Origin of the sequence: Pseudomonas sp. S5D5 (assembly GCF_003013355.1) — a bacterium.
Taxonomy (GTDB): domain Bacteria; phylum Pseudomonadota; class Gammaproteobacteria; order Pseudomonadales; family Pseudomonadaceae; genus Aquipseudomonas; species Aquipseudomonas aylmerensis.
The window spans coordinates 2,846,254-2,868,019 of the sequence record NZ_PTEO01000001.1; the positions used below are offsets into that span (position 1 = coordinate 2,846,254).

18 protein-coding genes are annotated in these 21,766 nt (G+C 62.8%); 2 read left to right on the forward strand and 16 right to left on the reverse strand.

Annotated features, from left to right (window positions below; genetic code table 11):
• Positions 1-13: 13 nt before the first annotated feature.
• The gene (locus tag C9990_RS13440; RefSeq protein ID WP_106803578.1) at positions 14-922 is read left to right on the forward strand and encodes a sugar kinase; all 909 of its coding nucleotides are present in this window, start codon (positions 14-16) and stop codon (positions 920-922) included.
• 242 nt (positions 923-1,164) lie between these two features.
• Here the strand turns inward: C9990_RS13440 and C9990_RS13445 are convergent, their stop codons facing one another.
• The 15 genes from C9990_RS13445 to C9990_RS13515 all read right to left on the reverse strand — a co-directional run bounded on the left by C9990_RS13445 (position 1,165) and on the right by C9990_RS13515 (position 20,265).
• Positions 1,165-1,440: a peptidylprolyl isomerase gene (locus C9990_RS13445; protein WP_003174397.1), complete on the reverse strand. Its 276-nt coding sequence runs from the start codon at positions 1,438-1,440 to the stop codon at positions 1,165-1,167.
• A gap of 43 nt (positions 1,441-1,483) precedes the next feature.
• Positions 1,484-4,021: a PAS domain-containing protein gene (locus tag C9990_RS13450; protein ID WP_106803579.1), complete on the reverse strand. Its 2,538-nt coding sequence runs from the start codon at positions 4,019-4,021 to the stop codon at positions 1,484-1,486.
• A 142-nt stretch (positions 4,022-4,163) separates the two neighbouring features.
• Positions 4,164-6,116 carry an acetoacetate--CoA ligase gene (locus tag C9990_RS13455; protein WP_106805649.1) on the reverse strand — a complete coding sequence of 651 codons (1,953 nt, stop codon included), beginning with the start codon at positions 6,114-6,116 and terminating at the stop codon, positions 4,164-4,166.
• A gap of 66 nt (positions 6,117-6,182) precedes the next feature.
• Positions 6,183-6,956, reverse strand: coding sequence for a 3-hydroxybutyrate dehydrogenase (locus C9990_RS13460; protein ID WP_106803580.1), 774 nt, complete (start codon positions 6,954-6,956; stop codon positions 6,183-6,185).
• A 7-nt stretch (positions 6,957-6,963) separates the two neighbouring features.
• Entirely contained in the window at positions 6,964-8,355 is a 1,392-nt protein-coding gene (locus C9990_RS13465) for a GntP family permease (RefSeq protein ID WP_065907757.1), read from the reverse strand.
• Positions 8,356-8,641: 286 nt separating this feature from the next.
• Positions 8,642-10,048 carry a sigma-54-dependent Fis family transcriptional regulator gene (locus C9990_RS13470; protein WP_106803581.1) on the reverse strand — a complete coding sequence of 469 codons (1,407 nt, stop codon included), beginning with the start codon at positions 10,046-10,048 and terminating at the stop codon, positions 8,642-8,644.
• 138 nt (positions 10,049-10,186) lie between these two features.
• Positions 10,187-11,758, reverse strand: coding sequence for an ABC transporter ATP-binding protein (locus C9990_RS13475; protein ID WP_106803582.1), 1,572 nt, complete (start codon positions 11,756-11,758; stop codon positions 10,187-10,189).
• Between the two features lie 10 nt (positions 11,759-11,768).
• Positions 11,769-12,791: an ABC transporter permease gene (locus C9990_RS13480; RefSeq protein ID WP_065907762.1), complete on the reverse strand. Its 1,023-nt coding sequence runs from the start codon at positions 12,789-12,791 to the stop codon at positions 11,769-11,771.
• Positions 12,791-13,852, reverse strand: coding sequence for a microcin C ABC transporter permease YejB (locus tag C9990_RS13485; RefSeq protein WP_106803584.1), 1,062 nt, complete (start codon positions 13,850-13,852; stop codon positions 12,791-12,793). The genes C9990_RS13480 and C9990_RS13485 overlap by 1 nt, the downstream gene beginning before the upstream one ends.
• On the reverse strand, positions 13,852-15,711 hold the full coding sequence (locus C9990_RS13490; RefSeq protein ID WP_106803585.1) for an extracellular solute-binding protein: 1,860 nt from the start codon (positions 15,709-15,711) through the stop codon (positions 13,852-13,854). Before C9990_RS13490 ends, C9990_RS13485 begins: the two co-directional genes overlap by 1 nt.
• A 130-nt stretch (positions 15,712-15,841) precedes the next feature.
• The gene (locus tag C9990_RS13495) at positions 15,842-16,123 is read right to left on the reverse strand and encodes a peptidylprolyl isomerase (protein ID WP_065887453.1); all 282 of its coding nucleotides are present in this window, start codon (positions 16,121-16,123) and stop codon (positions 15,842-15,844) included.
• Between the two features lie 87 nt (positions 16,124-16,210).
• Positions 16,211-17,056 (reverse strand): helix-turn-helix transcriptional regulator, encoded by an 846-nt coding sequence (locus C9990_RS13500; protein WP_106803586.1) that lies wholly within the window; start codon positions 17,054-17,056, stop codon positions 16,211-16,213.
• 65 nt (positions 17,057-17,121) lie between these two features.
• Positions 17,122-18,540: an aminotransferase gene (locus tag C9990_RS13505; protein ID WP_106803587.1), complete on the reverse strand. Its 1,419-nt coding sequence runs from the start codon at positions 18,538-18,540 to the stop codon at positions 17,122-17,124.
• Between the two features lie 25 nt (positions 18,541-18,565).
• Complete coding sequence (locus C9990_RS13510; protein ID WP_106803588.1) at positions 18,566-19,666, reverse strand: polyamine ABC transporter substrate-binding protein; 1,101 nt, start codon at positions 19,664-19,666, stop codon at positions 18,566-18,568.
• Positions 19,667-19,770: 104 nt separating this feature from the next.
• Positions 19,771-20,265, reverse strand: coding sequence for a DUF1543 domain-containing protein (locus C9990_RS13515; RefSeq protein ID WP_065907782.1), 495 nt, complete (start codon positions 20,263-20,265; stop codon positions 19,771-19,773).
• A 106-nt stretch (positions 20,266-20,371) separates the two neighbouring features.
• Between C9990_RS13515 and C9990_RS13520 the strand changes: the two genes are divergently transcribed.
• On the forward strand, positions 20,372-21,193 hold the full coding sequence (locus C9990_RS13520) for an aldo/keto reductase (protein WP_106803589.1): 822 nt from the start codon (positions 20,372-20,374) through the stop codon (positions 21,191-21,193).
• A gap of 52 nt (positions 21,194-21,245) precedes the next feature.
• Here C9990_RS13520 and C9990_RS13525 read toward each other — a convergent pair whose 3' ends face one another.
• Positions 21,246-21,761: an Hcp family type VI secretion system effector gene (locus C9990_RS13525; protein WP_106803590.1), complete on the reverse strand. Its 516-nt coding sequence runs from the start codon at positions 21,759-21,761 to the stop codon at positions 21,246-21,248.
• Between the last annotated feature and the right edge of the window lie 5 nt (positions 21,762-21,766).

Consider the following 21,766-nt stretch of genomic DNA (forward strand, 5'->3'; position numbering starts at 1 on the left):
GAGATGAGAAGGCATGAACACACCCTTGCGCATCGCCCTGATCGGCGAATGCATGATCGAACTGCAACACCGCGCCGATGGCAGCCTGCACCAGAGCTTCGGCGGCGACACCCTCAACGCGGCGGTGTACCTGCGCCGCGAGCTGGGCGATAGCGGCGCCGTCGACTACGTCACCGCCCTGGGCGACGACAGTTTCAGCGATGCCATGTGCGCGCAGTGGGCCGAAGAGGGCCTTGGCCTGGCGCAGGTCCAGCGCCTGCCTGGGCGCTTGCCGGGACTTTATTGCATCCAGACCGACGCCAACGGCGAGCGCAAATTCCTCTACTGGCGCAACGAAGCGGCGGTGCGCGACTGCTTCACCACGCCGGCCGCCGAGCCGATCCTGGCGGCCTTGCCGGGTTATGACGTGGTGTATTTCAGCGGTATTACCCTGGCGGTATTGGGTGAAGTCGGGCGCGCGCGTTTGCTGCAAGCGCTGGTGGAAGCCCGTCGGCGCGGCGGCCGAGTGGTGTTCGACAACAACTACCGGCCGCGCCTGTGGGCCAGTGTCGAAGCGGCACGCGCGGCGTATCACACGGTGTTGGCCGAGGTGGACATCGCCTTGCTCACCGAGGATGACGAGCGCGCCTTGTTTGGCTATGCAGACAGCGAGCAGGTGTTCGCGGCCTATCCGAGTATCGCCGAAGTGGTGCTCAAGCGCGGGGCGGATGCGTGCTTGATTCGCTGCAACGGCGAGCGCTTTTCAGTGCCGGCGCTGAAGGTCGAGAAAGTGGTGGACACTACGGCGGCGGGGGATTCGTTCAGTGCGGCGTATTTGGCGGGTCGGCTGAAAGGCGGCTCGCCAGAGGAGGCCGCCTTGGCCGGACATCGGTTGGCGAGCCGGGTGATTCAAGTGCCTGGTGCGCTCATCCCGCGAATTTAAGTCGCTCCGTGTGGTGAGCGGGCTTGTGGTTGTGGCAAGTGGGGGGCTTGTGGTGGTGAGTGGGCTTGTTGTGGTGAGTGGGCTTGTTGTGGTGAGCGGGCTTGCCCCGCGTTGGAGTGCGCAGCGCTCCCAGGCTTTTTGGGGCCGCTACGCAGCCCAACGCGGGGCAAGCCCGCTCACCACAACAAGCCCGCTAGCCACAACCAACCACAACTACTCACAACCACCGCAGCAACAAGCGATCAATCCCGGTAAAACACCTGCACCAGGTGATACCCGAACTTGCTCTTGATCGGCCCGTGCACCACTTTCACCGGTTTCTTGAAGATCACCGCATCGATCGCCCCGACCATCTGCCCCGGCCGCACTTCACCCAGGTCCCCGCCGCGCTTGCCGGACGGGCAGGTCGAGTACTTCTTGGCCAACACATCAAACGCTTCGCCCTTGGCAATGCGCTGCTTGAGTTGTTCGGCTTCTTCGCTGGTTTTCACCAGGATATGGCGGGCTTGGGCTTTCATTGATCTCTACCAGGTGTGCGACGGCGCGCGATTATGCCTGAACTCACTCTTCGACGCTGATCATGCTGCGGATTTTTGTCGCCAGCAAGTCGATGGAAAATGGCTTGGCGACCATGTCCATGCCGTCCTCCAGGAAGCCCTGGCGCTCGGCAGCTTTTTCAGCGTAACCAGTCATGAACAGCACCTTGAGCCCCGGTCGATGCTGGCGTGCGATTTCCGCCAGTTGCCGACCATTCATGCCCGGCAGGCCGACGTCGGTGACGAGCAGGTCCACGCGTAAATCCGATTCCAGCAGCGGCAGCGCGGTGCGGGCATCGGCGGCCTGGTGCGCGGTGTAGCCGAGTTCGTCGAGCACATTCACCACCAGCATGCGCACCGCCGGGTCATCCTCGACCACCACCACGGCTTCGCCGGCCAGCGCCAGCGGTGCCTCGCTGAGGTTCGGCGGCAGGCTGCTTTCCAAGGCGGTGCCGTGCAGGCGTGGCAGGTACAGGCGCACGCAAGTGCCCTGGCCTGGTTCGCTCTGAATGGTCACGTGGCCACCGGATTGCTGGGCAAACCCATAGATCATCGACAGCCCCAGGCCGGTGCCCTGGCCGATGGGCTTGGTGGTGAAGAACGGGTCGAATGCCTTGGCCAGGATCTTCGGCGCCATGCCGGTGCCGTTGTCGCACACGCCGAGCATCACGTAGTCGCCGGCGCGCACCGGTTCAAGGGTGGTGATGTCGGTGCCGTCGAGATAACTGTTGGCGGTCTCGATCAGGATTTCGCCGCCATCGGGCATGGCGTCACGCGCGTTGATCACCAGGTTGAGCAGGGCGTTTTCCAGCTGGCTGGCGTCGGTGTTCACCGGCCAGATGTCGTGGCCCAGTTGCACCTTGAGGCTGATGTGCGCGCCCTTGGTGCGCCGGAACAGGTCTTCCAGCGAGGCCACCAGCTGGTTTGGATCAGTCGGGCGGCGGTCCAGCGACTGGCGCCGGGAGAACGCCAGCAGCCGATGGGTGAGGGCGGCCGCGCGATGGGCCGAGGACACCGCGGCGTCGGCGAAACGGCCGATGTCGTCGCTGCGCCCGGCAGCGATGTAACGCTGCATCAGGTCGAGGCTGCCGATGATGCCGGTGAGCATGTTGTTGAAGTCGTGGGCGATACCGCCGGTGAGCTGGCCCACCGCTTCCATTTTCTGCGCATGGCGCAGGGCATCTTCGGCGCGTTCGCGCTCGAACATTTCGTTCTGCAGGCGCTGGTTGGCCTCGGCCAGCGCCTGGGTGCGCTGGGCCACGCGTTCCTCGAGGTTCTCGTTGAGGTGGCGCAGGGCTTCTTCGGTGAGCTTGCGTTCGGTCTCGTCGATCACAAAGATGTAGAAACCATTCACCGAACCGTCATTGCTGAAGCGCGGCAGGTACTTCATCAGCGCATGGCGCGGTCGGCCGTCGCGGTGCGGGGTGATGGTCATGAAGCTGCAGGCCTTGCCCTTGAGCGCGGCGGCAATCTTGTCCGCGCGCCCGGCATACACCTCCTCGCCGAGCACTTCGCGGATGCTCTTGCCGTACAACTCCTGGGGCGTCATGCCGTACCACTCAAGGTAGGCACTGTTGTTCAGCCGAAAGCGTTGTTCGTGGTCGACATAGCCGATCAGCACCGGCATGGCGTTGATGATCAGTTGCAGCTCGGTCTGGCTTTGGCGCAAGGCCTGCTCGGTGTGCTTGCGCTCGGTGAGGTCCAGCGCGGCGCCGAGGAAGCGCGCCGGGCGGCCGTGCGCGTCCTTGTAGCAGCGGCCACGGGCGAACACCCAGCGCACCTGGCCATCGGCCTGCAGCAGACGGTATTCCTCGGCGTACTCGGTGCCGAAGGTGATGCAGTGCTTGATGCTGCGCGCCACCATGGCACGGTCTTCGGGGTGCACGCCTTGCAGGTAGGCGCTGATGGGCAGCAGCCCGGCATCGTCTGGATCAACGCCATGCAGGTAGGCGAAGTGCGCATCGGCGATAAAGCGGTCCTCGCCGATGTCCCAGTCCCAGGTGCCCACCGCGTCGGTGGCGGCCAGGGCCAGTTGCAGGCGTTGCTCGCTGTTGTGCTGGGCCTTGAGGCTGTCTTCGGAGCGCTGTTGCAGTTCGAGGGTGACGCGCCGACGCTCGTTGGTTTCGATGGCGGTGACCAGGATGCCGGCCACGCAGCCGCTTTCGTCGCGGATCGGGCTGTAGGTCAGGTCCAGCCAGATGTCGGTATCGCGGTGGTCGCGTTGCAGCACGAAGCGCTGCTCGCTGAAGGTGCGTACCTGGCCGCTGAGGACGGCGTCGTAGACCGGTCCGGTAAAGCTTTCCAGCTCCGGCCAGGTCGCATGGGCCGGCTGGCCCATCGCCTCGGGGTGCTTGTTGCCCGCCAGGCGTGCGAAGCCATCGTTGTAGAGCTGGGTGAGTTGGCTGCCCCACAGCAGGAGCATCGGCATCGGCGAATTGACGACGATATCCACGGCTGTGCGCAGGCTTTGCGGCCAATCATTGGCCTCACCGAGGGGGCTTTGCGCCCAGTCCAGCCGCGCAATCAATGCAGCAGCTTCGCTACCGGTGGATGTTCCTTTCATGAAAAAGCCCTGAGCATGACGCTTTGAAAATGACAAAGGCCGATTATCCCGTGAGTCGGGAACGGCTGACTACCCCTCGAAAAATAGCATGCATTGGGGCTTTGTCTTCAAATGAGTGCTTCAGGGCTGAAACCTTTCATCTTCAGGCCAGTTCAGGACGGTCGCGAAACTGCGCCAGCGCCTCCGGATTGGCCAGTGCGTCGGTGTTCTTGACCGGCTCGCCATGCACTACATTGCGCACCGCCAGTTCGACGATTTTGCCGCTGATGGTGCGCGGGATATCGGTGACGGCAAGGATCTTCGCCGGCACGTGACGTGGCGTGGTGTTGGCGCGGATGACCTGGCGAATCTGCTGCTCCAGCGCCTCGTCCAGCGTGACGCCGTCGTTGAGCCGCACAAACAGCACCACCCGCACGTCGTCCTGCCAGCGTTGGCCGATGGCGAGGCTTTCCAGCACCTGCGGGACTTTTTCCACCTGGCGATAAATCTCTGCCGTGCCGATACGCACACCGCCCGGGTTGAGCACTGCGTCGGAGCGTCCGTGGATCAGCAGGCTGCCGTTGGGGCGCTGTTCGGCGTAGTCGCCCTGCGCCCACACGCCACGGAACTGGCTGAAGTAGGAGGCGCGCAGCTTCTTCTGGCCCGGATCGTTCCACAAGCCAATCGGCATCGCCGGGAAATGCCGGGTGCACACCAGCTCGCCTTTTTCGCCGACCAGCGGCTGGCCCTGGTCATCCCAGACTTCGATGGCCATCGCCAGGCTCTTGCACTGCATTTCACCGCGACGCACCGGCAACACCGGGTTGCCGATCACAAAGCAGGAGACGATATCGGTGCCGCCGGACATCGACGACAGGCACAGCTCACCCTTGATTTCGCGGTACACGTAGTCGTAGCTCTGCGGCGAGAGCGGCGAACCAGTGGAAATCAGCCCCTTGAGGCTGCCCAGGTCATGGCTCAGGCGCGGTTGCAGCCCGGCCTTTTCGAGGGTGGCGAGAAACTTGGGGCTGGTGCCGAACACGCTGATGCGTTCCGCGTCGATCAGATCGATCAAGCGTTCCGGCCCCGGATGAAACGGCGAGCCGTCATACAGTACCGCCGTGGCTCCCAGGGCCAGTACCGACACCAGCCAATTCCACATCATCCAGCCGCAGGTGGTGTAGTAGAACAGGCAATCCTCACGCGAAAGGTCGGCGTGCAGGCCGTGTTCCTTGAGGTGGGTGAGCAACACGCCACCGGTGCCGTGGATGATGCACTTGGGCACGCCGGTGGTGCCGCTGGAATACAGGATGTACAGCGGATGATCGAACGGCACCGGGACAAATTCCGGCTCGCCACCGGCGCGATAGAAGTCCTCCCACAGCGCGACTTTGGCCTGGGTCCGGTAGTCCTCGACCTGCGCCTGCGGCCGTGCGTACGGCACGATGATCAATTGCTGCAGGGACGGCAGGCGCTCCAGGATTTCATTCAGCTTGGTGCTCTGATCGATGGTTTTGCCGGCATAGCGGTAGCCGGCGCAGGTGATCAGCACCTTGGGCTCGATCTGGCCGAAACGGTCGATCACGCCCTGGGTGCCGAAGTCCGGCGATGAGCATGACCAGATGGCGCCCAGGCTGGTGGTGGCGAGCATGCCGACCAGGGTTTGCCAGGTGTTGGGCATGCACGCGGCGACCCGGTCACCCACGCCGACCCCGGCCGCACGCAGGCTGCGCTGCAGGCCGGCGACGTGGGCCGCAAGTTCCGCGTAGGTCAGTTGTTCGCGCCGGCCGTCTTCGCTGATGGCAACCACGGCGGGGTGGGCATCGCGGCGGCGCAGCAGGTGTTCGGCAAAATTCAGCGTGGCGCCGGGAAACCACTGGGCGCTGGGCATCTCGCGGTCTTCGATCAGCGTAGCCGTGGGCGGGCTGCGAAATTGCACCTCGAAGAATGCCACGATCGCCTGCCAGAAGGCCGGGCGCTGGTCGATGCTCCATTGGTGCAGGGCGGCGTAGTCGTAGAGCTGCACGCCGTGGTGTTCGTTGATATAGCGCCGGAACTGGTCCATCCGCGTGTTGCGGATGCGTTCGGGGGAGGGTTGCCAGAGGATGTCGGACATCAGCACGGTCTCTAGTTCTTGTATGAAGTCAGCCAGAAATCACCGGTGTTTGGCGCATCGGACGGGTTACTGGGCCAGCCAGCCACCGTCGATGTTCCAGGCGGCCCCGCGGACCTGGGCACCCGCCTCACTGCACAGGAACAGCACCAGCTCACCCAGTTGTGGCGGCGTGACAAACTCCAGCGACGGCTGTTTCTCCGCGAGCAGATCATGCTGTGCCTGCTGCGGGTCGACACCATTGGCGGCACGGTCATCGATCTGCTTCTGCACCAGTGGCGTCAGCACCCAGCCCGGGCAAATCGCGTTGCAGGTCACGTTGCTGGTGGCGGTTTCCAGGCCGACCACCTTGGTCAGGCCGATCACGCCATGCTTGGCCGCGACATACGCGGCCTTGCCCACCGAACCGACCTGGCCGTGCACCGAGGCGATGTTGACGATGCGCCCCCAGCCCTTGGCCTTCATGCCCGGCAAGCTCAGGCGCGTGCTGTGGAACACCGAGGACAGGTTGATCGCGATGATCGAGTCCCAGCGTTCCGCCGGAAAATCTTCCACGGCCGCCACATGCTGGATGCCGGCGTTGTTGACCAGGATGTCCACGCCGCCGAACTCACGCTCGGCGTAGGCGATCATGTCGGCGATCTGCGCCGGGTCGCTGACGTCCGCCGGGTGATGGCCGACCTTGCCGCCGAACGCCTGCACCTGGGCAATCACCGCGCTGGCGTCGCCGAAACCGTTGAGGATCAGGTTGGCGCCGGCCTTGGCCAGGCTCAGTGCGATGCCCAGGCCGATGCCGCTGGTGGAGCCGGTAACCAGGGCGGTCTTGCCGTTCAATGTCGTCATGAAAACCTCACACAATGCCGGTGGCGTAGAAAGTACCGATCACCACGAACACCGCGAGGGTCTTGATGATCGTGATGCCGAAAATGTCCTTGTAGGCTTCGCGGTGGGTCAGGCCGGTGACGGCCAGCAACGTGATCACCGCGCCGTTGTGGGGCAGGGTGTCCATGCCGCCGCTGGCCATGGCGGCGACCCGGTGCAGCACTTCAAGGGGGATATTGGCCGCATGCGCCGCCGAAATAAAGCTCTCGGACATGGCCGCCAGGGCGATGCTCATGCCGCCCGAGGCCGAACCGGTGATGCCGGCCAGCAAGGTCACGGTAATTGCTTCGTTGACCAGCGGGTTGGGGATGCCCTTGAGCCAGTCCGCGAGCACCAGAAAACCTGGCAACGAAGCGATCACCGCGCCGAAGCCGTATTCCGACGCGGTGTTCATCGCCGCCAGCAGCGCACCGCTGACCGCACTTTTACTGCCTTCGGCAAGCTTGCTCTTGATTGCCGACCAGCCAAACACCAGCACCATCAGGATCCCCACCAGCAACGCCGCCTGCACTGCCCAGATCGCGGTGAGCTTGGCGATTTCGGTGGTCACCGGCGCACTCATGCCCGGCAGGCTGAGGCTGTGGGTCTTGCCATACCACTGGGGGATCCAGTGGGTGAACAGCAGGTTCATCACGCCGACCAGGATCAGCGGCGACAGCGCAATCCACGGGTTCGGCAGGCTGAGGTTGTCGGCGGTTTCCGGCTCGTTGCGCAGTTCGGTGCCGTAGCCTTCACCGGCGCGCTGGGCCTTGTTGCGTTGGCGCGCGAGGTACAGCATGCCGGTGCAGAACACGAAGATCGTGCCGATCAACCCCAGCCACGGCGCGGCCCAGGCGGTGGTGTTGAAGAAGGTGCTGGGGATGATGTTCTGGATCTGCGGCGTGCCGGGCAGCGCGTCCATGGTGAACGAGAACGCGCCGAGGGCAATGGTCGCCGGGATCAGGCGCTTGGGGATATTGCTCTGGCGAAACATCTCCGCGGCAAACGGGTACACCGCAAACACCACCACAAACAGCGACACGCCGCCGTAGGTGAGCAGGGCACACACCAGCACGATCACCAGCATCGCCTGGCGCGTGCCGAGCAAGCGGATCGCCGCCGCCACGATGGAGCGCGAAAAGCCCGACAGCTCGATCAGCTTGCCGAACACCGCCCCGAGGAGGAACACCGGAAAATACAGTTTGATGAAGCCAACCATTTTCTCCATGAACACCCCGGTAAACGCGGGGGCAACGGCAGAAGGATCGGTGAGCAGGACAGCGCCGAGCGCGGCGATGGGGGCAAACAGGATAACGCTATAGCCACGGTAGGCAGCCAGCATCAGCAGCGCGAGGGCTGCCAGGGCAATGATCACACTCATGGTGTGTCTCCATCGGATTGTTATTTTTGTGGGGTGTTGTGGTGGGGAAGGGCTATAGCGAGATGTGTGCCAAATAGTTAACCTGTTGAAATATAAGAATATTTTGTGTTTTGACTAAGCGTCTTGTGAAATTTATCTCTATTTTGAGACTGGGGGAGATCCCCTGTGGGAGCGGGCTTGCCCGCGAAAGCGTCGCGCCAGTCAGCTTACAGGGCACTGATACACCGCAATCGCGGGCAAGCCCGCTCCTACACTGGAGTGTCTTTATTTGTGGAATTGTGTCTCTTTATTGAGACTGGGCAATGCCCAACGCCACCATCTTCTTGTACAGCGTCGACCTGCCGAGCCCCAGCCGCTGCGCCGCGTCCACCACATTGCCTTCACAGGCCGCAAGCGCCGCGGCAATCACCTGCCGATCAAAGCGCTCGCGTGCTGCGCTGAATGTTTCACCGGCTACTGCCGCCACTGCGGGGCGCTCGACCGGGGTAAAGGTGCCGATCGCCGCGCGAATTTCCTCGGCATCCAACACCAGGTCATCACTCAACAACGCCGCGCGCTCCAGCACATTGCGCAGCTCGCGGATATTTCCCGGCCACGCATGCTGCGCCAACAACCCCAGGGCGTCACGGTCGAGTTCATGCTGGCTGCGCAGCTCCTCCAGGATCGCCTCGCTCAGCGCCGGAATATCCTCCAGGCGTTCACGCAGTGGCGGCACCTGGATCGGCAGCACGTTCAGCCGGTAATACAGGTCTGCCCGAAATTCCCCGCGCTTGATCGCTGCTTCGAGGTCCATCGACGTCGCGGCGATCACCCGCACATCGCTGTGCAGCATCTCGTTGGAGCCCACCGGTTCGAATTCCTTTTCCTGCAGCACCCGCAGCAGCTTGCTTTGCAGCGGCAGTGGCATGTCGCCGATTTCATCGAGGAACAGCGTGCCGCCCTGGGCAATCTGGAATTTGCCGGGACGGCCCTTGCGGTCGGCGCCGGTAAACGCGCCGGGCGCAGTGCCGAAGAACTCGGCCTCGAGCAAATCATGCGGAATCGCCGCGCTGTTGATGCTGACAAATGCCTTGTGCGCCCGCGGCGAGGCGCCGTGGATCGCTTGCGCCAGCAGCTCCTTGCCGGTGCCGGTTTCGCCGAGCAGCAACACTGGTGACTCGGCACTCGCGCTGCGCCGGGCGCGGCGCTTGACTTCGAGGCTGGCCGCGCTGGTGCCGATAAAATGCGCAAAGTTGTACTTGCTCTGGCGTTTGCGCAGCAACGAACGGGTCGAGGCCAGCTCCTGCTGCATGCTCAGGTAGCGTTCGATCAGCGGCGACAGGTTGCGCAGCTCATCGAACAGCGCGAACCCAATCGCGCCGATTACCGCGCCGGCATCGTCGTGGATGGGCAGGCGCATCACCACCAGCGGGCCTTTGGGCGTGTCCTGGATATCCAGCAGGATCGGCTGGTCATTGCGCACCACCTGGCGCAACAGGCTGTTGGAAATCACCTGTTCACACGGCTGGCCGATGGCTTCATCGGCACTGTTCAGGCCGAAACGCTTGGCGTAGCGCTCGTTCATCCAGACGATATTCGCGTCACGGTCGACAATCACCGTGCCTTCGCTGGACTGCTCGATAATCTCGAACAACGACTGGATCGCCAGGCCACGAACCTGTTGGTAGTCCTTGAGGTTTTCGTTGATGTTCATGCTCACGCCGTCAACACAAATGGGGGATGGGCGCGATCCTGTGGCAGCGGACTTGCCCGCGAAGGCGGCGTGCCAGCCAGTAAATCCGGCACTGATACAGCGCTTTCGCGAGCGAGCCCGCTCCCACAGGAGGCGCGTTTACAAGGGTATATGCGCCGCCGCCAGCAGCTCTTTGGTGTAGGGGTGCTGCGGCGCGTCGAAAACCGCATGGCTCGCGCCACGCTCCACCACCTTGCCGTCCTTCACCACGATCATGTCATGCGCCATGGCGCGCACCACGGCCAGGTCATGGCTGATGAACAGGTAGGTCAGGCCATACTTTTCCTGCAGTTCGCGCAGCAGCGCGACCACTTGTTTCTGCACCGTGCGATCGAGCGCGGAGGTCGGCTCGTCGAGCAGCATCAGCGCCGGCTTGAGCACCAGCGCGCGGGCGATGGCAATGCGTTGGCGCTGCCCGCCGGAGAACTCATGCGGGTAGCGGTGCCGGCTGGCAGGGTCGAGGCCCACGTCCTTGAGCACCTGGATCACTTGCGCGTCACGCTCGGCCAGGCTGCACGGCGCATGCACTTCCAGGCCTTCGCTGATGATCTGCTGCACCGACATGCGTGGGCTGAGGCTGCCATAAGGGTCCTGGAACACCACCTGCATCTGCTTGCGCCACGGGCGCATCTGCTGGTGGTTGAGCGGGTCGAGGGCGGTCCCCTGGAAGCGGATGCTGCCGGTGGAATCCAGCAGGCGCAGGATCGCCTGGCCGAGGGTGGATTTGCCCGAGCCCGACTCGCCGACAATCCCCAGGGTCTTGCCGCGCTGCACGCTGAGGCTGATGCCGTCAACCGCGCGCAGGTAAGTCTTGCGCCGCAGCAGCCCGCCCGTGAGGGGGAATTGCACGCTCAGGTCGTCGACCTGCAACACCGTTTCGCGCGCATCGCTGCACAGCGGTTCGCCGGCCGGCTCCGCATCCAGCAGCAGGCGGCTGTAAGGGTGCTGCGGTGCGGTGAACAAGGTCTGGCAGTCGGCCTGCTCGACGATTTCTCCGGCGCGCATCACGCAGACGCGTTGGGCAATGCTGCGCACCAGGTTGAGGTCGTGGCTGATCAGCAGCAGCGACATGCCCAGGCGCTGCTGCAACGACTTGAGCAGCAGCAGGATCTTGCGCTGCACGGTCACGTCCAGCGCGGTGGTGGGCTCGTCGGCGATCAGCAACTCTGGCTCGCAGGCCAGGGCCATGGCGATCATCACTCGCTGGCGCTGGCCGCCGGAGAGCTGATGCGGGTAAGCCTTGAGACGTTCCTGGGGTTTCTGGATGCCGACCAGCTCGAGCAACTCCAGAATGCGCGCCTGCGCCGCCTTGCCGCCCAGGCCCTTGTGCAACAGCAGGGTTTCGCCGATCTGCTTTTCGATGCTGTGCAGCGGATTCAGCGAGGTCATCGGCTCCTGGAAAATCATCGCAATGCGGTTGCCACGCAATTTCTGCAGGGTGGCGGCCGAGGCGCCGACCAGTTCCTGGCCGCGATACTTCACCGAGCCGGTGGTTGCAGTACCGGCCTCGGGCAGCAATTGCAGGATCGAATGGGCCGTCACCGACTTGCCCGAGCCGGACTCGCCGACCAGCGCCAGGCACTCGCCGGGGCGCACATCCAGGCACAGGTTGCGTACCACGGTCTGGCCGCTGAAGGCGACGCTGAGGTCACGGATCTCGATCAGGTTCATACGCAGTTACTCATGAGCGGGGGTCGAAGGCGTCACGCAACGCCTCGCCGATAAAGACCAGCAGCGACAGGATCAGCGCCAAGGTGAAAAACGCAGTCAGGCCCAGCCAGGGCGCCTGCAGGTTCTGCTTGCCCTGGGCGATCAGTTCCCCCAGCGACGCGCTGCCCGCTGGCATGCCGAAGCCGAGGAAATCCAGGGCGCTCAAGGTGGAAATCGCCCCGGTCAGAATAAACGGCAGGTAGCTCAAGGTGGCGGTCATGGCGTTGGGCAGGATATGCCGGCGAATGATCTTGCCGTCGCCCAAGCCCAAGGCCCGCGCCGCCTTGACGTACTCCAGGTTGCGGCCGCGCAGGAATTCGGCGCGCACCACGTCCACCAGGGCCAGCCAGGAGAACAGCGCCATGATCCCCAGCAGCCACCAGAAGTTGGGCTCGACAAAGCCCGACAGGATGATCAGCAGATACAGTACCGGCAACCCGGACCACACCTCCAGGATGCGCTGGCCAAGCAAATCCACCCAGCCGCCGTAGTATCCCTGCAATGCACCGGCGGCGATGCCGATGGCGGCACTGATCGCGGTGAGCGCCAGGGCAAACAGGATCGACACCCGGGCGCCGAAGATCACCCGCGCCAGCACGTCCCGCGACTGATCGTCGGTGCCCAGCCAGTTCACCGCCGAGGGCGGGCTGGGGGCAGGGCGGGTCAGTTCGTAGTTGGGGGTGTCCTCGCTGAACGCAATCGGCGGGAACAGCATCCAGCCACCGTCCTGCTTGATCAGCTGTTGCACGTAGTCACTGCGGTAATCGGCCTGGAACGGCAGTTGCCCGCCGAACTGCTGTTCGGTGTAGCGCTTGAACACCGGGAAATACAGTTCGTTCTTGAAGCTGAGCACCAGGGGCTTGTCATTGGCGATCAACTCGCCGCCCAGGGTCAGGATGAACAGGCCGATGAACAGCCACAGCGACCACCAGCCGCGACGGTTCTTCTTGAAGCGTTCGAAACGCCGACGGGCCACCGGAGACAGATTAAGCATCAGGCGTTCCTCGCGGCGAAGTCGATACGCGGGTCCACCAGCGTGTAGCAGAGGTCGCCGATGAGTTTTATCAGCAGGCCAAACAAGGTGAAGATAAACAGCGAGCCAAACACCACCGGATAGTCACGCGACACGGCGGCTTCGTAGCTCATGCGCCCGAGCCCATCGAGGGAGAAGATCACCTCGATCAGCAGCGAACCGGCAAAAAACACGCTGATAAACGCCTGGGGAATCCCCGAAATCACCAGCAGCATGGCATTGCGGAACACATGGCCGTACAGCACTCGCCGTTCGCTCAAGCCCTTGGCGCGCGCGGTGACCACGTACTGGCGGGTGATTTCGTTGAGAAACGAGTTTTTGGTGAGGATGGTCAAGGTGGCGAACCCGCCGATCACCAAGGCGCTGACCGGTAACACCAGGTGCCAGAAGTAGTCGGCAATCTTGCCTACTGTGCTCAGCTCTTCGAAATTCTCCGAGACCAGCCCGCGTACCGGGAACCAGTTCAGCGAGGTGCCGCCGGCGAACACCACGATCAGGAACATTGCGAACAGGAACGCCGGCATTGCATAACCGATCACGATGGCGGTGCTGCTCCACACATCAAAGCTGCTGCCATGGCGCACCGCCTTGCGAATTCCCAGGGGGATCGATACCAGGTAGGTGATCAGCGTGGCCCACAGGCCGAGAGATACGGTGACCGGCATTTTCTCCAGGATCAGGTCGGTCACCGTGGCGCCGCGAAAGAAGCTGTTGCCGAAATCCAGCTTGGCGTAGCTCTTGAGCATCAGCCACAGGCGTTCCGGCGCGGGCTTGTCGAAGCCGTACTGTTTTTCGATGTCCTTGATCAGTTTCGGGTCCAGGCCACGGCTGGCGCGGGAGCCGCTGCTGATGCCCTCGCCGGATGAACCGCCGATTGCGCCGCCGCCGATGCCTTGCAGGTGGGCGATGGCTTGTTCCACCGGGCCGCCTGGCGCGGCCTGCACGATGACGAAATTGACCAGCAGGATAATCACCAGCGTCGGGATGATCAGCAGCAGGCGCCGCACGATATAGGCAAACATCAGCGCGTCCCTCCGCGTTTTTTCAGCTCGGCGTCCATTTGCTCATTGGTCAGCGGCGTCGGGCTGATCTCCCACCAGGTTTCCAGGGCCTCGTCGTTCTGCGCCTCGATGGCCGGGCGACCGAACCGGTTCCACCACGCGGCGGACGTGCCGGGCGGGTAGTAATTGGGGATCCACAGGTAATTCCATTGCAGCACGCGGTCCAGGGCATGGGCGTAGTTGAGCATCTGCGCCTGGGTATCGGCCTTGACCAGGCCCTTGATCAGCGTGTCGACGGCCGGGTCCTTGAGCACCATGTAGTTGTTGGCGCCCGAATCAAACGCGGCCGCCGAACCGAAGTAGTTGTACAGCTCCATGCCAGGCGATGTCGTCACCGGGAAGCCGGTCACGATCATGTCGTAGTCGCGGGCCATCAGCCGGTTCACGTATTGCGAGGAGTCGATGCGGCGAATATTCAAGGTGATGCCGATCTGCGCGAGGTTGCGTTTATACGGCAACAGCAAACGCTCGACGCCGTTCTGGGCATTCAGGAAGGTGAATTCCAGTGGCTCGCCCGCGGCGTTGACCAGCTTGTCGCCCTGCGGTTTCCAACCGGCCTCTTCAAGCAGGGCCAGGGCTTGCAGTTGCTTGTCGCGGATCATGCCGCTGCCGTCGGTGACCGGCGCCTTGAACACCTGGGTGAACACCTCGTCCGGCACCTGGCCGCGCAAGGGCTCGAGAATTGCCAGTTCCTCAGCGGTCGGCAACTGGGTTGCGGCCAATGGGCTGTTGGAGAAGTAGCTCTGCTGGCGGATGTACATATTGCGCATCATCTGCCGGTTGGCCCATTCGAAATCCCACAGCATCGCCAGCGCCTGGCGCACACGGCGGTCCTTGAACATTGGTTTTTGCACGTTGAACACATAACCCTGGGACGGCTGCGACATCGCTTTGGCCAAGTGCGCGCGTTGCAGGCGGCCATCGTCGAGTGCCGGGCCGTTGTAGCCGATGGAGTAACCGGTGGCGGAGAACTCACGGTTGAAATCGTAGGCGCCGCCGCGCAGTACCTGGCGGGCCACTTCGGTGTCGCCGAAGTATTCCAGGCTCAGGTGATCGAAGTTGTACAGGCCGCGGCTGACGGGCAGGTCCTTGCCCCACCAGTCCGGGTCGCGGGTAAAGGTGATGGTGTTGCCCGAATCGATCTTGCTGACCTTGTACGGGCCGCTGCCCAGCGGAGCTTCGTAGCCGCCGCCGTTGGCGAAGTCGCGGGTTTTCCACCAGTGCTCGGGGAACACCGGCAGGGTGGCGATATCCAGCGGCAGGGTGCGGTTCTCGTTGCTGGAAAAATCGAAGCGCACCTGGCGCGGGCCTTCGACCTCGACGTGCTTGACGTCGGCGAACAGTGTGCGAAAGCGCAGGCTGCCCTGGGTCATCAGCAGGTCGAAGCTGTAGCGCACGTCTTCGGCGGTGATCGGCTTGCCATCGGCAAAACGCGCCTTGGGGTTGAGGTAGAAACGCAGCGACAGGCCGTCGTCGGCGCGTTCCATCTTCTCGGCCACCAGGCCATACACCGTGTAGGGTTCATCCAAGGAGCGCTGGGCCAGCGGCGCGTACAGCCAGCCGTCGACCTGGGACACGCCGATGCCTTTGTCGATATACGGCAACACGTGGTCGAAACGCCCGATTTCCAGGGCCGAGCGCCGCAGCGTGCCGCCCTTGGGCGCATTCGGATTGGCGTAGTCGAAATGGGTAAAGCCGGCAGAATATTTGGCCGGTTCGCCGTACACCGTCAGGTAGGTTTGCGGGGCCGCGATCACGGCCGTACTGGCCATCAGCAAGGCCAGGGTGGAACTCAGCAGAGATGAAAAAGCCAATCGCATTGTCAGCCTTGAACGCCGGGTGAAGAAGATTAGGGATTTGTACGCTAACGGCATCAACGTCGCCAGTCACCACATGCACAACGGCCCACCAAAAGGCGGGCCGTTGTTTATAGCATCAGCGCAGACTGGATCAGTCCTGGCGGCTGGTCACTTCCAGCAGGTGGTAGCCAAACTGGGTTTTCACCGGGCCTTGCACGGTGTTGACCGGGGCGCTGAACACGACGCTGTCGAATTCCTTGACCATCTGGCCTGGACCGAACGAACCCAGGTCACCGCCTTGGCGGCTGGATGGGCAGCTGGAGTTGGCTTTGGCAACTTCTGCGAAATCAGCGCCGCCTTCGATTTGGGCCTTGAGTTCGTTGCACTTGTCTTCAGTGGAAACGAGGATGTGACGGGCGGTGGCTTTGGCCATGGGGATTAACTCCTTGAGTAAAAACGGTGAGCGTACCGGATTCAGGCGGTTATTTCCTGGCAAAGTTCCCGGTAAATGCCCAGTGGCTCACGCGCGGGCCATGGCGCCGCTGCGGGTCAACCATTCGATAAACAACGCAAACAGCTCCGCCTGGGAATTGATCGCGAGCTTGGTGTACAGGTTCTTGCGGTGCATGCGCACGGTTTCCGGCGAGATCCCCAGCACCTGGGCCGTGGATTTCACCGAGTGGCCGCGCAGGATCAAGTGCGCGATCTCGCGCTCGCGCACGGTCAGCACGCCACTGGCAAACCCCATGAACGCCGCCTCGATTTGCTGGTGCGCCTGGGTCTGGGTAAACCCTTCATCACGGATCACCTTGGCCAGGCCCCCGGTGGTGCCAAAGCGGCGCAGCAATTCGCGGACCATGGCCTGGGTGGCCTGCTGCAACGCCAGTTGCGCGTCGCTGAACTGCCCGGCGCTGAGGCCCTGGAACATGCACAGCGAGATCTTGCTCTGTGGCCCCAGGTCGACAATGTAGTAACTCTCCTGGGCACCGCCGCTGCGCAGGTAGTAGGTCTTGTAGTACTCGCTGTTGAAAAAATCGTCCGGGGCGATCTGGGCCAAGTGATAGAAGCCCTCGGCCAGGCCCTTGTCGACTGCCAGGCAGAACGGGTCCAGCAGGTAGCCGCGCGAGAAGTAGCGGTGGATGATTTCGTCCTGATAGGTGCGGGGAATACCCTGCTGATAGAGCAAGTGCGGGGCCAGGCCCTGGCGCTCCAGGCTGATCATCATCGATTCGATGGGCGTGAGCACACACAGCGCGCTGGCCAGGTGTTCGAGGAAGCACGCCTCGTCCACATGGATCAGTGCCTGGGCCAGGGCGCGGTGCCAGGCTTCCAGTTGCTGCAGGGTCGGGTCGGGGGCTGTCGTCATGCTGGCCAGTCTACCCGCAGGCCAACCCCCAGGCAAAAACGCCGAGACAGGCTCGGCGTTGAGGTTCATTGGCCCTGGTACTCGCCCGTCTGGCGCAGTTCGGCGGCGGTGTCGAGGATGCATTGGCGCAGGGTCTCGACCACCTCGTCGACCTGGGCATGGGTGATGATCAGTGGCGGTGACATCACATTCAAGTGACCGATGGGGCGTACCAGCAAGCCCTTGGCCTGAGCGCGAAGATGGATTTTTTCGCCGATATTGACCGCGTCCGGCAGCAGCGCCTTGGTGCGCTTGTCGGCGACAAACTCGATGCAGGCCATCAGGCGCTGGCAGCGGATATCGCCCACCAGTGGCAAATCGACCAGGGTTTGCAGGCGTTGCTCCAGGTACACCCCGACATCTTCCACATGTGCCAGCAGGTTTTCGCGCTCGATGATCTCGATATTCTTCAGCGCCGCCACGCAACTGACCGGGTGGCCGCTGTAGGTGAAACCGTGGGTAAAGCAACGGCCCTTGCCCGGCTCGCCGATCACCTGCCAGATACGCTCGGAGAAAATGCACGCGCCCAATGGCAGGTAGCCGGAAGTCAGGCCCTTGGCGGTGGTGATGATGTCCGGCTGCATGCCAAACACATCCTCGGAGGCAAAAAACGCACCGAGGCGTCCGAAGGACGTCACCACCTCATCGGCCACGTACAGCAAGTCGTAGCGCTGACAGATTTCCCACATGCGCCGGTGGTAGCCCTTGGGTGGAATGATCACGCCACCCGACCCCATGATCGGCTCGGCAAAGAACGCTGCGACGTTGTCCGCGCCCAGGGTAAGGATCTTGTCTTCGAACTCGTTGACCAGGCTGTCGAGAAACTCCGCCTCGCTCATCCCCTGTGGCGCCCGGTAGTAATTGGGGCAGGCGATGTGGTGGAACAGGTCGCTCATGAAATCGAATTCCGGCGCGCGGTCGGCGGCCTTGTTGCCGATCGACATGGTCAGGAACGTGCTGCCGTGGTATGCGCTGAAGCGCGAAATGATGTGTTTCTTGGCCGGCTTGCCACGGCTGTTCTGGTAGAACTGCACCAGCCGGTAGGCGGTGTCCACCGCCGTTGAACCGCCGGTGGTGAGAAACACATGGTCGAGGTCGCCGGGGGCCAGGCTGGCAAGCTTGGCGCACAGCTCGATGGCGGTGACATTGGCCATGTCGCAGAACGGGTTGGAATAGGCCAGCTGACGCACCTGATTGGCGATGGCCTCGGCCATTTCCTCGCGGCCCAGGCCGATATTCGTACACCACATGCCGCCGACCGCGTCCAGGTAGCGATTGCCCTGGGTGTCGTAGATGTAGGCCCCGTCGCCGGCGGCAATATTCAGCGAGCCCTGTTCACGGTGCTCGTCGAACATATGGAAACCGTGCATGTAGTGAGCTTTGTCGGCGGCGTCCAGCTTGGCATTGTCGAACTGGGCGAAGAAAGCAGGATTTGGCAGAGTCATGGCATTTACCTTCAATGGCTGGGTGTCACTTGCCGGTCTTCACGGCATTCCAGGTACGGGTGATCAGGCGCACGGCGGCCGGTGGCTGGCTTTTTTGCGTGAACAGGCGCTGCAGGGTCGCGGCGTCGGGGTAGATCGCCGGGTTGTCGCGGATATCGGCATTCACCAGCGGCTTGGATGCCAGGTTGCTGTTGGCGTAATGGATGGTGTTGCTCACGCCGGCCATGGTCGCGGGCTGCAGGAGAAATTCGATGAATTTGTGGGCATTGGCGACATGCGGCGCATCCGCCGGGATATAGAAGTTATCGAACCAGATCAGCGAGCCTTCCTGGGGAATGAAGTAGTCCAGGTTGATCTTCGCCCCGGCCTCTGTCGCGCGCGCCTGGGAGGTGGCGTAATCGCCGGACCAGGTGGTGGCCAGGCACAGATCGCCGTTGGCCAGGCCGTTGATGAAACCGCTGGAGTCGAATTTGCGAATGTACGGTCGCACGGCCATCAACACCGCCTGGGCCGCCTTGAGGTCTTTGGGCGCGACACTGTTCGGGTCCAGGTGCAGATAGGTCAGGGCCAGCGGGATCATGTCGGTGGGCGAATCCATGAAGGTGATGCCGCAGTCGGCAAATCGCGACACGATCTTCGGATCGAAAATCATCGCCAGCGAACCGATGGGCGCATCCGGCATGCGTGCCTTGATCATGTCGACGTTATAGGTCACGCCATTGCTGCCCCAGGTATACGGCGCGGAATAGGTGACACCCGGGTCATGGGCTTCCAGGTGCTTGAGTACCAACGGGTCGAGGTTTTTCCAGTCGGGCAGTTGCGTTTTGTCCAGTGGCTGGAACACCTTGCCCTGGATCAGCAGCGGCACCAGCGAGGCGTTGAGCAAGGCCAGGTCATAACCGGAACGTCCGGAGAGCAACTTGCCCTGCACGGTCTCGTAGGAATCGTAGGTGTCGTAGATCACCTTGATCCCCGTGGCCTTCTCGAAGTCGGCCAGGGTGGTCTCGCCGATATAATCCGCCCAGTTGTAGATACGCAGGGTGTTGTCCGCGGCGTCTGCGGCCTGGCTCAGGGCCGGCAAGGCCAGCAATACGGTGCTGAGCAGGGCGATAAAGGCTTTATGCATGGGGACCCACCTTGTGTTGTGCTGTTATCAGGCGAAGGGACTGATGGCACTGTCAGGCAGGTGGCGGGCAGGGCGCCATACCCCGTTCGGGTAGGGCGCCGGATTCAGGGCAGGACGATATAGTCGTTGCGCTGGATGATCGGCCGGTGCGGGCCCTGCACCAGGTGCAGGTAGCGGCCGTCCACGAGGTCGATGGGCAGGCAGTCGTCGATATCCAGCACGCCGTCGGTGTGGGCCTGGGACCAATGGCGCAGCATCTGTTGCTTGCCCTGGCGGGTGGCGTCCTGTTTGTTGCGCGCGACTACCAGCAGGTAATGATGGGCCTCGCCGAAGCTGTTGGCTTCATAACCGCCGAGGTTGATGAAATACAGGTGATGCGCTCCCGCCTCGGGGGCCAGGTGGCTGAGTTCGACCTTCCAGCCGTCGACGCCATCCACTGCCATCCATGAATCGATATGCACGCCCTTGGGGCTGCCGAACCAGCCATCGCGCAGTTGCGGATAGGTGGCTTCCAGCGTGTCCGCCGCAGCGAACACCACATCATGCACTTCAATTTTCGCCCTGGGGTGCTTGCCCCCGAGCATCACGACAAACAGCATTGCAGGTCCTTCCTGGCGACTTGGCAGAGCGCAACCATACTTCGATTGAACCCTTTTGTCCGGCCAATGCCACACTGTTAATCCGCACATTCATCAGGAGATTGTCATGCGTACCATTGATCTGGCGGGCGTTCCCGTCCCTGTCGTCGGCCAGGGCACCTGGCGCATGGGCGAGGATCCGGACCAGCACCGCGCTGAAGTCGCGGCGTTGCAACTGGGCATCGACGAGGGCCTGACCCTGATCGATACCGCCGAGATGTACGGCGAAGGCGGCGCCGAAACGGTGGTCGGCGAGGCCATCCGCGGCCGGCGTGACCAGGTGTTCCTGGTGAGCAAGGTCTACCCGCACAATGCCAGCCAGAAGGGTATCCCGCGTGCGTGCGAAGCCAGTCTCGCGCGCCTGGGTACCGACTATATCGATCTGTATCTGTTGCACTGGCGTGGCCAGTACCCGCTTGAAGAAACCGTCGAGGCCTTCGAACGTTTGCGCGAGGCGGGCAAGATCGGCCGCTGGGGTGTCTCCAATTTCGATGTGGCCGACCTGCAGGAACTTGCATCCCCGGCCTGCGCGACCAACCAGGTGCTCTACAACATCGAAGAGCGTGGTATCGAATTCGACCTGCTGCCGTGGTGGCAACAACATCACTTGCCGTTGATGGCGTACTGTCCGATTGCCCAAGGCAGAGCGTTGTTGTCCAGCACGACCCTCAAGCAGATTGCGCGCCGTCATCAGGTCTCACCCGCCCAGGTCGCCCTGGCCTGGGTGTTGCGCCAGGACGGCGTAATCGCCATCCCCAAGGCGGTCAACCCCGAGCATGTGCGGCTCAACGCTGCTGCGGCCAAGCTGGTGCTGGACGAGCATGACCTTGACGCCATCGACCGCGTGTTCGGCGCCCCCAAGCGCAAGCACCCGTTGGCCATGGTCTAGCCACCTGGCCGCAACGGCGCCGTCCCTGGCTGCCGTTGCGGCACGAGTTGCCTCAGCCCGCTACCGGGCTGCGCCAGTCATCCGACCCGGACGTGCCAGAGACTTCGTGCGTCCAGACGATCTTGCGATAGGTGAAGTACACCTCCTCAAGATGAGTGAAGTGGGCATTGTCCGGGTCCTGGCAATTGGGCATGCGTGACTGGATATCGACGATGGTCGCGCCTTCAAGCTCGATGGTGAAGTAATGCTCCTGGGTGCCGGCCGAGGACGTGCGCAGCCATTCCAGCCGGCACTTGACCTCCTCGCCGCTGGTCAACGCGCTGAACAGCAGTGGCGAGGACTTATCGAACACCTTGCTGATCATCAGGGGCTTGTGGACCCTCTGGCCCGTTGGCTGGCCGGACTGCGGATCACGGGGAATGATCACCTGATGAGAAAAGGCCTGCACCAGGATCTGGTCCTCGTGGCCTTCCTGATAAATATTGCCTACCGAGTCCTGGGTGAATGTACCTGCCGTTATCAAACCTTGCTTGACGCCGGTGATGGAAAGATACGCGGGTGTTGGCATGACGG

Coding starts and splice junctions, on each gene's coding strand:
- C9990_RS13450 (WP_106803579.1), bottom strand. CDS start 4,021: ATGAAAGGAACATCCACCGGTAGCGAAGCTGCTGCATTGATTGCGCGG.
- C9990_RS13510 (WP_106803588.1), bottom strand. CDS start 19,666: ATGCATAAAGCCTTTATCGCCCTGCTCAGCACCGTATTGCTGGCCTTG.
- C9990_RS13445 (WP_003174397.1), bottom strand. CDS start 1,440: ATGAAAGCCCAAGCCCGCCATATCCTGGTGAAAACCAGCGAAGAAGCC.
- C9990_RS13475 (WP_106803582.1), bottom strand. CDS start 11,758: ATGAACCTGATCGAGATCCGTGACCTCAGCGTCGCCTTCAGCGGCCAG.
- C9990_RS13440 (WP_106803578.1), top strand. CDS start 14: ATGAACACACCCTTGCGCATCGCCCTGATCGGCGAATGCATGATCGAA.
- C9990_RS13460 (WP_106803580.1), bottom strand. CDS start 6,956: ATGACGACATTGAACGGCAAGACCGCCCTGGTTACCGGCTCCACCAGC.
- C9990_RS13465 (WP_065907757.1), bottom strand. CDS start 8,355: ATGAGTGTGATCATTGCCCTGGCAGCCCTCGCGCTGCTGATGCTGGCT.
- C9990_RS13495 (WP_065887453.1), bottom strand. CDS start 16,123: ATGGCCAAAGCCACCGCCCGTCACATCCTCGTTTCCACTGAAGACAAG.
- C9990_RS13515 (WP_065907782.1), bottom strand. CDS start 20,265: ATGCTGTTTGTCGTGATGCTCGGGGGCAAGCACCCCAGGGCGAAAATT.
- C9990_RS13500 (WP_106803586.1), bottom strand. CDS start 17,056: ATGACGACAGCCCCCGACCCGACCCTGCAGCAACTGGAAGCCTGGCAC.
- C9990_RS13505 (WP_106803587.1), bottom strand. CDS start 18,540: ATGACTCTGCCAAATCCTGCTTTCTTCGCCCAGTTCGACAATGCCAAG.
- C9990_RS13490 (WP_106803585.1), bottom strand. CDS start 15,711: ATGCGATTGGCTTTTTCATCTCTGCTGAGTTCCACCCTGGCCTTGCTG.
- C9990_RS13480 (WP_065907762.1), bottom strand. CDS start 12,791: ATGCTTAATCTGTCTCCGGTGGCCCGTCGGCGTTTCGAACGCTTCAAG.
- C9990_RS13520 (WP_106803589.1), top strand. CDS start 20,372: ATGCGTACCATTGATCTGGCGGGCGTTCCCGTCCCTGTCGTCGGCCAG.
- C9990_RS13485 (WP_106803584.1), bottom strand. CDS start 13,852: ATGTTTGCCTATATCGTGCGGCGCCTGCTGCTGATCATCCCGACGCTG.
- C9990_RS13455 (WP_106805649.1), bottom strand. CDS start 6,116: ATGTCCGACATCCTCTGGCAACCCTCCCCCGAACGCATCCGCAACACG.
- C9990_RS13525 (WP_106803590.1), bottom strand. CDS start 21,761: ATGCCAACACCCGCGTATCTTTCCATCACCGGCGTCAAGCAAGGTTTG.
- C9990_RS13470 (WP_106803581.1), bottom strand. CDS start 10,048: ATGAACATCAACGAAAACCTCAAGGACTACCAACAGGTTCGTGGCCTG.